The organism is Acaryochloris thomasi RCC1774 (assembly GCF_003231495.1).
In the GTDB taxonomy this organism is placed as follows: domain Bacteria; phylum Cyanobacteriota; class Cyanobacteriia; order Thermosynechococcales; family Thermosynechococcaceae; genus RCC1774.
The window spans coordinates 41,785-55,377 of sequence record NZ_PQWO01000019.1 but is presented as its reverse complement, the minus strand read 5'-3'; the positions used below and the strand labels follow the sequence as shown (position 1 = coordinate 55,377).

The following is a 13,593-nucleotide window of genomic DNA, read 5'->3' as shown; positions in this document are numbered from 1 at the left end:
GCAACAGATCATGACTCAAGAGAATACTGGAAGATTTAATATCGAAAATGAGCTACTCAACGGCCGGTTGGCAATGTTAGGCTTTGTGCTTGCACTTGCAACTGAAGCCCTCACCGGCCAAGGCATCATTGGTCAAGTCTCTTCAATCCTCAACAACTTCTAATCAGAGGATTTTCTACTTGATTCCAAAAAATCATTGATTATCAAAACCCCTCAGCCATCGAACTGAGGGGTTTTTCTTTGATATGTCCAGAGCGTCTAGTGCTCTAGATCGTAGGGGTTTTTGACGCCATTGACGCTGTGAACAAAGGGTTGAACCAGTTGAAGCTTGCCGTCAGACTTGCTGACTAAGAAGTCGATGTCATACTTGTCACCGGTTTTTGAATCAACAAAATCAGCACAGCTTGTGTAAAGGTTGCCCTGATTCGAGACGCCAGCATGAAACCCGTCAGGATACTTTTCGCTGGTCGCGAGTTTAAGCTGCAGCACCTTGCCTTTGTAGATAATAGGCATCAGGTCATTGTCAGCCGTTAAACCTTGAACGTACTGTTTCATGACATTCTGCACCTCAAGCTTATCGCTTTCTATAGGATCTGCCTGAGCCGTGGGCTGTTCGCTCTGTTCCACCACAATGCTTTGAGCATCAATCTTGCCGCTCTGGTTTGCAAAAATTGCAGCAGCAGGAATAATTGCGATTCCAATTGCTAGCATCAGAATATTCTTTGATTTCATAATGTTCTCTCCTCACGTGAGGTGCATTGCCTCCATTAGTAATACGGGCAAACAATTGAAATGGATGTTTATGAGGGGCAATCTTTTATAAATCGAGTGTTGCTAAGCCTTGAAAGGTAAGTCCCTCAGGGGAAACATCAAACCGGCAGGGGAATACTTTCATCCCGGCATCTACTGCCTCGCGCAGGAGCTGACCATAGTGTGGATCCGTCGTATCGCCGGGTGCAAAGGAAGTGCAGTCGCCCCGATTAATGAAGTACAGCATACAGGCTCGTTCCTGTGGGAGTAGAGCCGTCATTTCTCGCAAATGTTTTTGTCCCCGCGTGGTAACCGTATCAGGGAACAAGGCTTTCTGTCCCTCAACCCAGGTTGTATTTTTGACTTCTACATAGGTGCGCTGCCCTGCTGCATCAGTGAGTAAGAAATCAACGCGGCTTTTCTCTTGGCCGTAGGGCACTTCAGTTTTGAGCTGCTCAAAATCAGCTAACTCAGGAATACAGCGTTTTTCTAGCAATAGCTTTGTCACACGGTTGGGCAGCATGGTATTGACTCCCACCCAAGCAGGACCGTTATCGTCAACCTCGATCAGTTCCCAGGTATATTTCAGCTTCCGTTTGGGGTTATCGCTGTGAGAGATCCATACGCGGTTGCCAGGAATGTAAATTCCTGTCATGGGTCCGGTATTGGGGCAGTGTGCTGTGACGACTTCACCACTATCAAGTTCAATGTCGGCAAAAAAACGCTTATACCGTTTAATGAGTGTTCCTGAAGACAGGGGCGGATATTGATAGATCAGTTCGGCTTGATGTGGCTTGGGCATTGTGGGCTAGTTGATGGGTTGCTCCTCTCGTAACACGAACTGGGGCTAATCACCAGTGTTTGGGGGCATTTTGTCCGATAGTTCAAGGAGTAAAAAGAGGTGATTCTGTCTAGGAGTTGCTCTTTTTTGGGGATGAAGGCGATTTGAGCATCACTTGTTTGAAAAAATTAGACCCGTATTGAAGGATCTCAGAAAGCTGCAATTTCTGTCGTCTGTAAAACCAAAAGCCCGTAAGGCCACATGGCGTTATTAGCCAATAGAGTATGTCAATCAGGTCGGGCATAGTCGTCGGTATCTGTATGGAGGGAGTGCGTTTGGTCGAGTTTAAGCTTGGTCTTTAAATTGCTAGTTTTACCTGTGTGACACCCTGACGCATCTGTTGCTGCCGTTTGATCCAAGAATATCGAGCGGCTGGTCGGATCAAGGGAGCAAATTGATGAAGAAGCGATCGCAACACCCCATTGCTCTTCAACAGCTCTCCTTGACGCGCCTCTTGCTTTTGCAGATGTTGAGCACGGATAATCTCTGGTTCCCGTTCCGCTTGAATTTTGGGCAGCACTGAGTCAAGGGACTTTTCTGCCTTTAGTTGAGGCACAAGGTAGTTGGCAGCAACAATGACGTCTCGAAGCGCCAAATTAATCCCTTGGGCGCGCACCGGAGACATTGGATGAGCCGCATCCCCCAGTAGTAAGATGCCCGTTTGGTGCCAGCTTGGACACCGACCCACCACCACCGTCAGCCTTATTGGAGGCTCTACCTGATTGGCGCAGCCACGGAAATGTGTCGCCAACCACGCAGGCGATAGAGAGGCAAAAGTCTCTGCCCAGTCTTGATTTTGTCGGTCTATTTTGTCATCTGCCGATAATACCCATGCGAGATGGAGCTTTCCTGCCTCTGCTCCGTGAAAGATGCTGAAGACAGAGCCTGCGTTGAGAATCGAGCAAAAAACATTATCCTCGATGAAACGTGGATGGGCAGGAAGCTTGAACCACAGGATATTTATGTCGTTGGGCTGGCTAACCAACTGCAGTCCGGCCCGCTGTCGCACAATCGAGTTCCGGCCATCTGCTCCGACGACGAGAGCTGCAGATATCTCTCGTCCGTCTGCTAGCGTGACGCCTGTAATTTGAGGATGCTCGATCTCCTCACCTTCAACTGGGGAGCGCCGTCGTAAATCTTTGACGGGTATACCTTGTATAAACTCAAATGTTGTATAACGCTGTGCCTCAGCAATCAGGGCCTCTAGAAAAGGCGGTTGCGACACAAGGGTGCAAGGTTGATCGGCTCCCATTGGCTCTTCTACGCGAAAGAGCTGATTCTGATCGATGATAAATTCCCAGCCCGTCAGAGGGCGGGTTGGAATCTGGTTCAAAACTTCGGACAAATCCATTTGCTCCAGGGCATCTAAGCCGCTCGGCATTAAGCCTTCGCCCCGAAACACTCTTTTAAAGTCCTTGGCCGCCTCAATGAGCGTCACGGGAATGCCCTGTCTTGTCAGCAGCAAAGCGAGTGTTGCCCCTGTCGGACCCGCCCCCACAATGACAACCTCTGCCATTTCTTTTTCCCTCTAGTGCTTTAGGTAAGGTAACCCAATATCTCCTGAGGATGCTGGAGCAAGATCTCTGCACCTGAGTGCTTTAGTTCGGCAGCGCTTCCATATCCCCATAAAACGCCGATGCAGGTTGCTGAAACGCTACGGCCAGCGTGCATATCATGAGAGCGATCTCCAATCATAACAAGGGCAAAAGCACTCTCTTTACCTATAATTTCTTGCAGTAGCTCATGTTTCTGCCGTTTCCGCCCGCAGCCTAAAACCTGTACAAAGTAAGATTGAAGCTCGAGATATTCAACCACCGCTTTTGCGATATCAGTTCTCTTCGATGTTGCAATGTATAGTCTGTCTCCATTCTGCACGAGATTAGATAGAACACCACGTACCCCTGTATATAAAATGTTCTCTGTATATCCAATAGAGAAATATCGTTCTCGATAGGATGAAATAGCCTGTTCGATAATGGCTGTATTCTCGGTTTTCAAAAGGGTAGAGAATATCTCATCTAGTGGTGGGCCAATATACTGGGTCAAGCTTTCTGGAGTCTGCTGGGCAGCGCCTAGGTTCTCTAATGCATAGTTGATTGAAGCCGTAATTCCGACTGCCGGATCGCTAAGAGTGCCGTCTAAGTCAAAAGCAATAACCGTCATGGGGGTTCAAATATACATCGTTGGTCATCTGCTTTAAAAGAATCCCCTTGCGGGTCACCACAAGGGGAAATCTTCGTTCTATTTAGAGAGTTTGAAGCTTAACTGGCGAGATATTCGCGCACTCGTGTCTTCCGACGACGGAGCTGATCGAGCGCCTGCCGCTCTAGCTGACGTACCCGCTCACGGCTGAGGCTCAAGCGCTGACCCACCTTCGCTAACGATAATTCCTTACCGTTGTCTAATCCGAATCGCAGCGTCAAAACTTCCTGCTGCTGGGGCGTTAGCTCTGCCAGCAACTGAGACATATCATCTTTAAGTGCTTCGCCTGCGGTAAACTGCTCTGGCGATTGCCCATCATCTTCTAATAGATCGCGCAGCTCGGTATCTTGGTTGTCACCGACGCGCAAATCAAGAGAAATAGGCTGTCGCGCAATGGTGAGATATTCACGAATCTGCGCGGGTTCTAATTCCAGCTCCTTGGCAATTTCTGCGGGTGTGGCACTGCGGCCCAGTCGCTGCGATAGCTCTCGCTGGGCTTTTTTGATTTTGTTGAGCTTCTCAGTAATGTGGATCGGTAGCCGGATGGTGCGGGCCTGCTGTGCGATCGCACGAGTAATCGCCTGCCGAATCCACCAGTAAGCATAGGTTGAGAACTTATAGCCCCGCATCGGATCAAACTTCTCGACACCGCGCTCAAGACCCAGCGTTCCTTCTTGAATTAAATCCAGCAGCTCCAGATTGCGCTTTTGGTACTTCTTCGCTACCGACACCACCAGACGAAGATTGGCCTCAATCATTTTTTGCTTGGCATGTTTGCCCTGCTGCAGCGTCATCGACAGATCCGCTTCGCTCGTTTCGGCCTTCTTGGACCATTCTGCTAACGTCGGCTCACGGTCCAAAGACTCAACCAAATCCTTCTGTAGCTGCATGAGGGCCATCAGCTTCTGAACCTGCTTACCAAAAATAATCTCTTGCTCGTGGGTCAGCAGCGGTACGCGACCGATCTCATGCAGATAAGTGCGCACCATATCTGTCCCGGCTAGGGCATTTTTGGGCTTTGTTTCACGTTTTACTTTTGGCATTTAGGTTCCCCTCAAACAGTCGGGTTCAACAACTAGGAAGCAAGAGGCTTCCTCAATAGGTCGTTATGGTGTCTCTAAGTCAACCGGGAGCTCCTTTAGCCGTAGGACTGAATTTTGCACTTCCCTGACCTCCTCCCTAAAGGCGAAGTCAGTATGAGTTTGCCCTTTAATCATAGGTCATCCTATTCGATTCTGACAAAGCCCTATGGGTGCCAATAACCGTAATGCTTTAGGGGTGTTCTCCTCCTGTGAGTAGATGACTGATTTCGCCACTCTAATGTTTCATTGTGGTAGCGAAAATAGAACCTTGTTGCCCAGTAGGGTACCCACTCTGGCTCTAGAGGGATCACATAAAATAGCCAGCCCCCTAAATTCGTCTTATTATTGAAGATAAATTAACCGACTGTTAAGATTCTTTAACTAATTACCGCTCCTCAGCCTTGAGCTGTTGCCCATTTACGCTAATTCAATGAAACAACCTTTAACAAATCGCTTATTTAGCCTCTGTCTTGGACTCTTGATTACCGTCAGCGTTTGGTTCCCAGCGCCGCCTGCTCTGGCCTTTGATAATCCTGACCTGTTGCCGGATGAGCCTACTGCAGTTATTGATTTAGCTCAGTCTCTCACCACCCTGCAGCGCGAGAATCTTGCCAACAAACTCGATGCATTCGAGCAAGAAACGGGCTGGAAGCTCCGAGTTTTGACCCAGTATGATCAGACACCGGGGCGAGCGGTTAAAAACTTCTGGGGACTGAACGATAAGAGTGTCGTACTTGTGGAGGACACCCGGGGCGGCAATATTCTCAATTTCAATATTGGTGATGATGTCTATCAGCTCTTGCCCCGCACCTTCTGGATTGAGCTACAGACCCGTTTTGGTAATCAGTATTTTGTCCGCGATAACGGAGAAGACCAGGCCATTATTCAGGCCCTTGATTCTGTGCAGCTCTGTTTGGAGCGAGGCGGCTGCAATGCGGTTCCAGGAATTCCTCAGGAACAGTGGGTATTGACCTTCGTGGCCTCTATCTTGGGGGGCGCTATTTGTGGCTTTGCGGCCCACCCTCGCAAAGAGGGACAGGTCTTTGCTTGGCAATGGGCACTGATTTTTTCGCCGCTGTGGGGCATCCTATTCTTTTCCTTCGGGATTGGCCCTGTGGTGAGTCGCACCTCTGAGTGGCTGCCGTTGGCCCGCAATATCGCTGGGTTCCTTGTTGGTGCTTTGGCTGCTTACCTCGTCCCAGCCCCTGATGCGTCTTCTTCGGGGTCAGAGGCTTAATGTTTGCTCTGAACCTCAGGAACCTCAAGCAGGCTGCAGAATCGTTGAGATATAGTTAGGTTGCAAGATTTTAGGGTCTAGAGATGTCCTCCATTGCTGTTATCGACGCCTTTCAGGCAGCTCAACCCTCGCTGGTGGATATTTTTCAGACGATTGATGGGCAGAGCTGTCCCTATCGGTATAACTTTCATCTCCATACCTGCTGCTCAGATGGTCAGCTCCCGCCAGAGGCCCTGATGGAGCAGGCTACCATGCTCAAGCTTGAGGGGCTTGCGATTACGGATCACCATTCTATTGAAGGGTATCAAGCCGCTGCTCAATGGCTCCAGCATCAGCCAGTTGACCAAGTGCTGCCGCACTTGTGGATAGGGGTAGAAATTACCGCTCGGCTGGCGCAGACAGAGGTTCACGTTTTGGCCTATGGGTTTGAGGCTGAAACCCCTGCCCTACAGCCTTACCTGCAGGGCCACAGAGTCGAGGGTGAGCTGGGACAGGCTGAGTCCGTGATCAATGCCATCCATCGCAGTGGGGGGCTGGCCGTGCTGGCTCATCCGGTTCGCTACAGAAAGTCCCCTGAAGATCTGACGGTTGCGGCTGTGGCGCTAGGCATTGATGGCCTTGAAACCTACTATTGCTATAAATCTAACGATCCTTGGCGGCCCAGCCCTGTTCAGACGCGTTTGGTACAGCAGCTGGCTGAGCAATATGATCTGCTACAGACCTGTGGGACGGATACGCATGGTCTAGATATCCAGCAGCGGCGCTAATGGAGGATGCAGCATTGAAGCAAAATATTCTGTTTATTGTTGTTGTCCTCACAATTACCGGCGTAGTTACTGCGGCGTTTGGCCTGCGCAATAATGACTCTCTGGATCTGTTGCGATCGCCACCTGAATCCGTTGATCTGCAACAGGCCCAGGCTGAATCATTCACGAATGTGACCTCCGCTTCTGACGCGGCTCCCCCTGTACAAGATTACGTGACGGCCAATCCAGAATCTGTGTCACCCCCTTCCCCTGTTGTGCCTTCCCCAGTACCTGCTCCTTCCTCAGCGAGCAACAGCGGCTACCAGCCTCCCCAATATCAGGCGGAGGTGCATCCTAGTAACTATGGTGAACGGTATGCACAAAATGCTCAAGGTCAGCCCGTTGACAATGATTGGATTATCGTTCTGCACGAAACAGTCGGATCTGGCATGAGTGCGGTCAATCATTTCCAGACCCCACATCTCAATGATGCAGACCAAGTGAGCTACCATGCCCTAATCTGGGCTGATGGAACGGTGATTTATTTGGTGCCGCCAGAGAAGCGGGCCTATGGGGCAGGGAACTCAGTCTTTGAGGGCGATCGCGGCATAGAAACGGTCAAAACGAATCCTGACTTGCCTCCTTCAGTGAATAACTTCGCCTATCATATTTCCTTTGAAACGCCGCCTGATGGCCGCGAGAGTAAGAATGCCGTACATTCTGGCTATACGCAAGCGCAGTATCAGTCTTTGGCTTGGCTGGTTGCGAGAACTGGGGTTCCTGACAGCCGGGTTACCACCCATCGAGAGGTTGATCGCTCGGGTAATCGCGCAGATCCCCGCAGCTTTGACACTGCAACGTTTCAGTCGATGCTGAGTCTTTATCGCTGAGCTCGGCTTTTGCCTGGAGGCTCTGCGTTTGGTTGCGGGGCTGCTGAAAGTGGCTCAAACTTGAAGCCTCACTTGGATTGGCGTTTTCGCGGGCGAGGCGGTTGTTGAGACTTGCGGCCCGCTGCTTCTGGCCCTCGTGACTTTTTGGAACGTGGGCGGCGGTTTTTCTTGCCTCCTGAGGGCCTGTTACTGCGACCGGTCTGAATCGGGACGGGCTTGATCGATGGGTCCGGTTCATAACCAGGAATCGTCTCGCGATCGATATTGCGTTTGATCAACCGCTCAATATCCCTGAGAAACTTGTGCTCATCGACGCAAACTAGCGAAACGGCCTGGCCTTCGTTGCCCGCCCGCCCGGTACGACCAATGCGATGGACATAGTCTTCTGGCACGTTGGGCAGGTCAAAATTGACCACATGGGGCAGTTGATCAATATCTAGCCCTCGCGCCGCAATATCGGTTGCCACCAGCACACGCACACTGCCCTGCTTAAAGTTCGCGAGTGCTCTCGTGCGAGCACCTTGACTCTTGTTGCCGTGGATGGCTGCAGTCGTGATGCCATCTTTCTCAAGCTGCTGCGCTAGACGATTGGCACCATGTTTAGTACGTGTGAACACCAAGACCTGCTGCCAGTTACGTGAGCCAATTAAAAAAGATAACAGCTCTCGTTTGCGTTTGCTGTCTACGGGATGTATGGTTTGCGAAACGCTCTCTGCGGCTGTATTGCGGCGGGCCACTTCAATGAGCGTAGGAGACTCTAGTAGGCCGTTAGCCAGCGACTGAATTTCTCTGGAGAATGTCGCTGAAAAGAGTAGATTCTGACGGGTCGGTGGCAGCAGCGCTAAGACCTTGCGAATGTCGTGAATGAAGCCCATATCTAACATGCGATCGGCTTCGTCTAAGACTAAAACCTCCAGCTTGGAAAGATCAACGGTATTGCGGCCTACGTGATCTAAGAGTCGTCCGGGGGTGGCTACTAGAATATCAACGCCATTCCGCAGTCGCGTAATCTGGGGGTTGATGCTGACGCCGCCAAAGATCACGGTGGAACGCAAGGATAAATATTTGCCATAGATCTTTACGCTTTCACTCACCTGAGCTGCGAGTTCACGTGTTGGCGTCAGGATTAAGGCCCGCACGAATCTGCGATGCCGGGGGCCTGTGGGTTTGCTCAATCGTTGAAGGAGCGGCAGGGTAAAGCCTGCCGTTTTGCCGGTTCCGGTTTGGGCACCTGCTAAAACATCTTTTCCCTCTAAAATCACGGGAATGGCTTGAGTTTGAATAGGGGTAGGGGTGCTATAGCCTTGGTCTGCAATAGCGCGGAGGAGTTCGGCGGACAGACCGAGGGGTTCAAATGACATATTTACGGGGGGATGGAAGACCAGCGGTCAATAGACATGAGTGTAACCTGCCCTCGACGTCACCGGAAATGACCCAGGCCACGATATGCTTAGCATTAGATTATTAATCAAACGTTTCCTAAGCTGCTTCACGTTGTTTGAATCTACACTTTAGAGGTCAAGGTTCTGGCTGCTAAGCCCCCTATGCCCGTAACTACAGCGCAGCTTAGACATTGCTTAAGCTGATGAAACAACTTTTATATCTTGAAATTCCTACTCCCGATACAGATGCTGTACATCGCTGGCTGCATTTGCAGTGTTCTACTGCTGGCTCAGAGTCTTGTGTTCTGCAGCTCAATCTAAAGCCTAGTGTGACGCTGAGTCCTACCTCTACCGGACTTAAAATCCAAGATCAGGACAGTGCGGTGGTCTTCTATGCTTGGCAGCATCTACGGACGACTTATGTAAAGGCGAATCAGTGGTCAGAACGGCCCGTTTCAAATCAGGCACAGGTGCTTGACACGCTTGTCAAAAATCTGCGAGAGGCTTTCCCTCAGAAGCTTCAGACTTTCCCAGAAATTGACTTGAGTCAAACTGATATTTTTGCAGCTCTCCAGCCTCACTATCCTCTGACCGCGAAGTATTTTCAGGCTATTCCTAACGGTGAGGCAGATCTGCAGCGGGCTTACTGGTGGGAAAAACGATGGCGACATGAAGTTGGCAAAAGTTTTGATACTGGACCTGATCAAGATCTCCCTATTGTGCAGCAGGCCCCTGTGGTCAAAACGCCTGATTCAGTCTGGGATGTAGTGATTGTCGGCGGGGCGCTTGGCGTTCTGAGTGGGGCGATGTTGGCGCGTTTGGGCTATCGAGTGGCCCTTGTCGAGCGCATTAAGTTCGGTCGCATGAATCGGGAGTGGAATATTTCGCGCACGGAGCTGCAGACGCTGGTTGATGTGGGTTTGCTGACTGTGGCTGAGCTCGAAAGCCTCATTGCTCGGGAGTACCGCGATAATTTTAATTTGTTCTTTAGCGGCAATAATGCCCCCAATGCTAGAGCACCTGTGCTGACGACACCAACGGTGCTCAATATTGCAATGGATTGCGATCGCCTCCTGCAGCTCTGTGGTGAGAAGCTGGTCGCGGCGGGTGGACAGATTCTGGAGCTGACTGAGTTCGAGCAGGCTTACTTAGAAGACGATAAGGTCACGATTCGGGCCAGAAATCTAGAGACCGATCAGGTGATGCACCTGGAATCTCGGTTACTCATTGATGCCATGGGCACGGCGTCCCGGATTGCTCAGCAGATGAATCCGGGACAGGCTTTTGACAGTGTGTGTCCAACGATCGGTGGCGTTGTCAAAAATGGGTTTGCCCCTGGGGTCTGGGATCATGACTATGGTGAACCTTTGCTCACCAATGGAGATATAAGTCGGGGACGGCAGCTAATCTGGGAGATGTTCCCGGGCCATGAGCAGGATTTGACGATTTATCTGTTCTACTACCACCAGATTAGGCCCGATAATCCTGGTTCTCTACTAGAGCTATTTGAGGACTTCTTCCATTGTTTGCCTGAGTATCGACGGTGTGATTTAGAACGGCTTGAGTGGCGTAAGGCGGCCTTTGGCTATATTCCTGGGCGCTTTAGCCGGAATGCGGGGGACCGACCGCCGGGTTGCGATCGCATCCTCTCGATCGGCGACTCAGCCTCCCTCAGCTCGCCCCTGATCTTTACCGGCTTTGGCTCTTTGGTTCGCAACCTACCCCGCGTCACGCATCTGCTCGACATCGCACTCCAGCACGATCTGCTGACCGGCAAAGATCTCAGCCGCATCAACGCCTATCAAGATAACCTCGCCGTCACCTGGATTTTCTCGCGCGGCATGATGGTGCCCCCGAATTCAAAGCTGTCCCCCAACTGGATCAATTCAACTTTAAACACATTCTTCGGGGTATTGACTGAAGAATCTCCGCAGGAAGTTGATGACTTTATTAAAGATCGCGGCAGCTGGTCCTTTATGACTCGCAATGCTCTGATTGCGGGCTGGCGTAATCCCATGATTCCGATTTGGGTAGTGCAGTCGATGGGGTGGACTGATTTTTCCCGCTGGGTCGGTACCTATATCACCTTTACCTGGGCGAGCCTAATGTCGTTTCTGTTTGGAGGGTGGTTGCCTGAGCTACTGCTGCGCTGGCAAGATCCGATGGTCGCTCGCTGGCCGAGACTCTGGCACCGTTTATTAGCCTGGAGCTATCGCCTTACCTACGGTATGGGACGGCCTCGGCTGCAGCTGCGCTTGCCCTCTGCTCCTGCAGCGACAGAGACCAATGTCTCTCAGACGGTCTCGGAGGTTTCGCTTTAGCCGCGAAGAGAATCTTTGATGAAACAGCCTGTTGCTGAAAATCTATTTCAGCCCTCTTTAGATCGCTGGATAGATCAGGGGGCAGCGCCCTATCTCAACCTCACCTGGTGGGTGGCGCATCCCCTCGTGATGGTGGTTGCAATTGTTGTGTTGCTGGTCCTGGTCCAGGGGATTCTAGGCTTAGTGAGTAATGTGATCAAGCGGCTTTTACTGCTGATCGTGAAGTCTCCCTATTTGCTGCTCCAGTGGCTATTGGCAAAGTCTTCAAAGTCTCTAAGTTTGCCGACGATGACCCTTAAGTCTCCGAGTCGAAAGCGCAAGGTGGAGACAGAAGATAATTTGCAAGAGCGACTACTGATTGCCTTGAATCAGCTAGAGATGGCGAAGCAAGAGCAAGACCGGGTCTTGAAGGAGCTAAAAATGATCTTGGTAGAGAGTCAAAGGAAAGCCAAAGCCGTACACCCATCCGCCAGCTCTTCTCCATCACAGCCGTTGAAAAATACAAGCTTGGTGGACCGCTGAGATTAGCGATCTCGTTTTCTTTTCCGTTGCCCCATCGACTCCAGTTCCTGAATCTCTTGGTCCTCAATGGAGGCATCAGGATTCACCTGCAGCAGTTGCTCTAACGAAATCTGCTCAAACTGTTCCAGCCGCTGAATTTCTTGTTCTAGCTTGATGCGCCCTTGTTTGAAGAACTTCCTGGAGTTTTGCGATCCTAAAAAGCCTTGAATGACAGGATTAGTGATTCTCTGTGCCGTGGCGGGCTGTATTCCACTCGCGCCGATCAGGAGAGCTGCAAAAAGCAGAGGGCTGCTCCATTGATTTGAAATTGTCACGGGAACCCCCTGGCTCGTACTCGAACCCTTTCATGCTTCTAGTTTAGCGTTTCTTTCTCTTGCTTGGAGCATGGTTGAGGCACTGTCAAGGGTCTGCTCTTGTCCCGAACCACTGATGATAATACCAACAAGGGAATAAGTTATGCTTGACAAGCCACGCTATGCACAATGGCCCTATGAGTGAATCTGAACGTTACGCTCCGCAGAATGAAAAGACTGAAGACATCGACGCTTCTTCAATCACTCCAGAAGTGCGTGAGTATGTTGCTTCTCAGCTAGCACGAATACTTCGCACTACCAGAATAGGCCCTGTTCCGAGTTGGGCCATAGGCTCAATGTTTTGCTTGGTGGAGAGACCCTTGGTTACTCCTATCACCAGAGCTTTGAGACGCTCTGAGTATCGTTCTTTGTCGATGGTAGATGAAGCCAAGCGGGCAGAGATTGTTAGGCAAGCAGAGCTAAATATGCCATCAGAGTTTTGGGAATTTTATGATGAGGGTCTATCGCAAGCAATACCCCTTAGTGAGCTATCATCCGGCATTCCTGACCCTAACAAAGACGATGACGGGGAAGAACTCGATGAAGAAACCCTATCAGAAGAACTTGAGATTATTCGCGCTTTGGTGAATGAAGGCGATGCGTACATCTTAAACAATCAATTTCAGACTCAGAAATTAGCTGATTCAACACATTCAACCCTGACCAAGCTTGAGGAACTGGTCAAAGACCTATGAGCTGGTCATCAGATCTTAAAGACTTCATTCAAAAATTACTACGTTTACAAGGCCGCGTAGAGAAGAACTCAGAGGATATTACGAGCATCCGTGAGGACTTGGACAGGCTAGCGCAGATTCTGAACCAAGTGGCACGTACCGTCAGGGATAACGAGGCAAAAATTAGCGAAAATGAGGTCCGAGCTGAATCTAGACACAACGAAGCCAAGCTTGAGCGCGAGAACTTAGTATTACGCCTTGAAAATGAGTTATTGAGGCTTGAGAATCGTTTGCATACAGCAGCTCCAACAACCCTAGAATCTCAGTCTTCGACCCAGCGACAGCTTCCTCAGAACAACCGCAAACCCGACGCTTGAAGCCGCCACCTTCACTGATCTACAGATCCTGGTTGGGTGTACCCTGTCAGAATCTCTAACTCCAAATCTGCTATTGACTTTGAACTGGTGTTTTCAGCCGAGCGTCACTTGAGGTTGCTGTGCCTGTCCAAGTGCTCAATCTTAAAGATTCACGAAATTCAGCACATTTAGGGACGGCCTCCGATAGAACCATAGGAAGATAGTCTCAAAGCACAC

The 13,593-nt window shown here is 50.4% G+C and carries 15 protein-coding genes; 8 read left to right on the top strand and 7 right to left on the bottom strand.

The genetic code is table 11. The features are described from left to right. Positions 1-10 precede the first annotated feature (10 nt). Positions 11-163 carry a CAB/ELIP/HLIP family chlorophyll-binding protein gene (locus C1752_RS22130; protein WP_110988253.1) on the top strand — a complete coding sequence of 51 codons (153 nt, stop codon included), beginning with the start codon at positions 11-13 and terminating at the stop codon, positions 161-163. A gap of 95 nt (positions 164-258) precedes the next feature. On the opposite strand, the gene C1752_RS22125 is transcribed toward C1752_RS22130, so the two are convergent. The 5 genes from C1752_RS22125 to C1752_RS22105 all read right to left on the bottom strand — a co-directional run bounded on the left by C1752_RS22125 (position 259) and on the right by C1752_RS22105 (position 4,836). Next, positions 259-732 carry a hypothetical protein gene (locus tag C1752_RS22125; RefSeq protein WP_110988234.1) on the bottom strand — a complete coding sequence of 158 codons (474 nt, stop codon included), beginning with the start codon at positions 730-732 and terminating at the stop codon, positions 259-261. Between the two features lie 85 nt (positions 733-817). Next, positions 818-1,552, bottom strand: coding sequence for a DNA/RNA nuclease SfsA (sfsA, locus tag C1752_RS22120; protein WP_110988233.1), 735 nt, complete (start codon positions 1,550-1,552; stop codon positions 818-820). Positions 1,553-1,889: 337 nt separating this feature from the next. Then, positions 1,890-3,107 (bottom strand): FAD-dependent monooxygenase, encoded by a 1,218-nt coding sequence (locus C1752_RS22115; protein WP_110988232.1) that lies wholly within the window; start codon positions 3,105-3,107, stop codon positions 1,890-1,892. 20 nt (positions 3,108-3,127) lie between these two features. Beyond that, positions 3,128-3,754, bottom strand: a complete 627-nt coding sequence (locus C1752_RS22110; protein WP_110988231.1) for an HAD-IA family hydrolase — start codon at positions 3,752-3,754, stop codon at positions 3,128-3,130. A gap of 98 nt (positions 3,755-3,852) precedes the next feature. After that, entirely contained in the window at positions 3,853-4,836 is a 984-nt protein-coding gene (locus C1752_RS22105; RefSeq protein ID WP_110988230.1) for an RNA polymerase sigma factor, RpoD/SigA family, read from the bottom strand. A gap of 469 nt (positions 4,837-5,305) precedes the next feature. Between C1752_RS22105 and C1752_RS22100 the strand changes: the two genes are divergently transcribed. From C1752_RS22100 to C1752_RS22090, 3 genes are all read left to right on the top strand, one after another. Further along, the gene (locus C1752_RS22100; protein ID WP_110988229.1) at positions 5,306-6,112 is read left to right on the top strand and encodes a TPM domain-containing protein; all 807 of its coding nucleotides are present in this window, start codon (positions 5,306-5,308) and stop codon (positions 6,110-6,112) included. A gap of 83 nt (positions 6,113-6,195) precedes the next feature. Beyond that, the gene (locus tag C1752_RS22095; protein WP_110988228.1) at positions 6,196-6,879 is read left to right on the top strand and encodes a PHP domain-containing protein; all 684 of its coding nucleotides are present in this window, start codon (positions 6,196-6,198) and stop codon (positions 6,877-6,879) included. Between the two features lie 14 nt (positions 6,880-6,893). Continuing rightward, entirely contained in the window at positions 6,894-7,748 is an 855-nt protein-coding gene (locus C1752_RS22090) for an N-acetylmuramoyl-L-alanine amidase (RefSeq protein WP_233501817.1), read from the top strand. Positions 7,749-7,816: 68 nt separating this feature from the next. Here the strand turns inward: C1752_RS22090 and C1752_RS22085 are convergent, their stop codons facing one another. Continuing rightward, complete coding sequence (locus C1752_RS22085) at positions 7,817-9,109, bottom strand: DEAD/DEAH box helicase (protein WP_110988226.1); 1,293 nt, start codon at positions 9,107-9,109, stop codon at positions 7,817-7,819. A gap of 224 nt (positions 9,110-9,333) precedes the next feature. On the opposite strand from C1752_RS22085, the gene C1752_RS22080 reads away from it, so the two are divergent. Further along, complete coding sequence (locus tag C1752_RS22080) at positions 9,334-11,451, top strand: FAD-dependent monooxygenase (RefSeq protein WP_110988225.1); 2,118 nt, start codon at positions 9,334-9,336, stop codon at positions 11,449-11,451. An 18-nt stretch (positions 11,452-11,469) separates the two neighbouring features. After that, positions 11,470-11,973, top strand: a complete 504-nt coding sequence (locus C1752_RS22075; RefSeq protein WP_110988224.1) for a hypothetical protein — start codon at positions 11,470-11,472, stop codon at positions 11,971-11,973. A 2-nt stretch (positions 11,974-11,975) separates the two neighbouring features. Here C1752_RS22075 and C1752_RS22070 read toward each other — a convergent pair whose 3' ends face one another. Beyond that, entirely contained in the window at positions 11,976-12,287 is a 312-nt protein-coding gene (locus tag C1752_RS22070; protein WP_110988223.1) for a hypothetical protein, read from the bottom strand. A gap of 176 nt (positions 12,288-12,463) precedes the next feature. Between C1752_RS22070 and C1752_RS28115 the strand changes: the two genes are divergently transcribed. Together C1752_RS28115 and C1752_RS22060 are read left to right on the top strand one after the other, a co-directional pair. Further along, entirely contained in the window at positions 12,464-13,021 is a 558-nt protein-coding gene (locus C1752_RS28115; RefSeq protein WP_146242399.1) for a hypothetical protein, read from the top strand. Continuing rightward, positions 13,018-13,377, top strand: coding sequence for a hypothetical protein (locus tag C1752_RS22060; RefSeq protein ID WP_110988221.1), 360 nt, complete (start codon positions 13,018-13,020; stop codon positions 13,375-13,377). Before C1752_RS28115 ends, C1752_RS22060 begins: the two co-directional genes overlap by 4 nt. Positions 13,378-13,593: the final 216 nt, after the last annotated feature.

Coding starts and splice junctions, on each gene's coding strand:
- C1752_RS22130 (WP_110988253.1), top strand. CDS start 11: ATGACTCAAGAGAATACTGGAAGATTTAATATCGAAAATGAGCTACTC.
- C1752_RS22125 (WP_110988234.1), bottom strand. CDS start 732: ATGAAATCAAAGAATATTCTGATGCTAGCAATTGGAATCGCAATTATT.
- sfsA (WP_110988233.1), bottom strand. CDS start 1,552: ATGCCCAAGCCACATCAAGCCGAACTGATCTATCAATATCCGCCCCTG.
- C1752_RS22115 (WP_110988232.1), bottom strand. CDS start 3,107: ATGGCAGAGGTTGTCATTGTGGGGGCGGGTCCGACAGGGGCAACACTC.
- C1752_RS22110 (WP_110988231.1), bottom strand. CDS start 3,754: ATGACGGTTATTGCTTTTGACTTAGACGGCACTCTTAGCGATCCGGCA.
- C1752_RS22105 (WP_110988230.1), bottom strand. CDS start 4,836: ATGCCAAAAGTAAAACGTGAAACAAAGCCCAAAAATGCCCTAGCCGGG.
- C1752_RS22100 (WP_110988229.1), top strand. CDS start 5,306: ATGAAACAACCTTTAACAAATCGCTTATTTAGCCTCTGTCTTGGACTC.
- C1752_RS22095 (WP_110988228.1), top strand. CDS start 6,196: ATGTCCTCCATTGCTGTTATCGACGCCTTTCAGGCAGCTCAACCCTCG.
- C1752_RS22085 (WP_110988226.1), bottom strand. CDS start 9,109: ATGTCATTTGAACCCCTCGGTCTGTCCGCCGAACTCCTCCGCGCTATT.
- C1752_RS22080 (WP_110988225.1), top strand. CDS start 9,334: ATGAAACAACTTTTATATCTTGAAATTCCTACTCCCGATACAGATGCT.
- C1752_RS22075 (WP_110988224.1), top strand. CDS start 11,470: ATGAAACAGCCTGTTGCTGAAAATCTATTTCAGCCCTCTTTAGATCGC.
- C1752_RS28115 (WP_146242399.1), top strand. CDS start 12,464: ATGAGTGAATCTGAACGTTACGCTCCGCAGAATGAAAAGACTGAAGAC.
- C1752_RS22060 (WP_110988221.1), top strand. CDS start 13,018: ATGAGCTGGTCATCAGATCTTAAAGACTTCATTCAAAAATTACTACGT.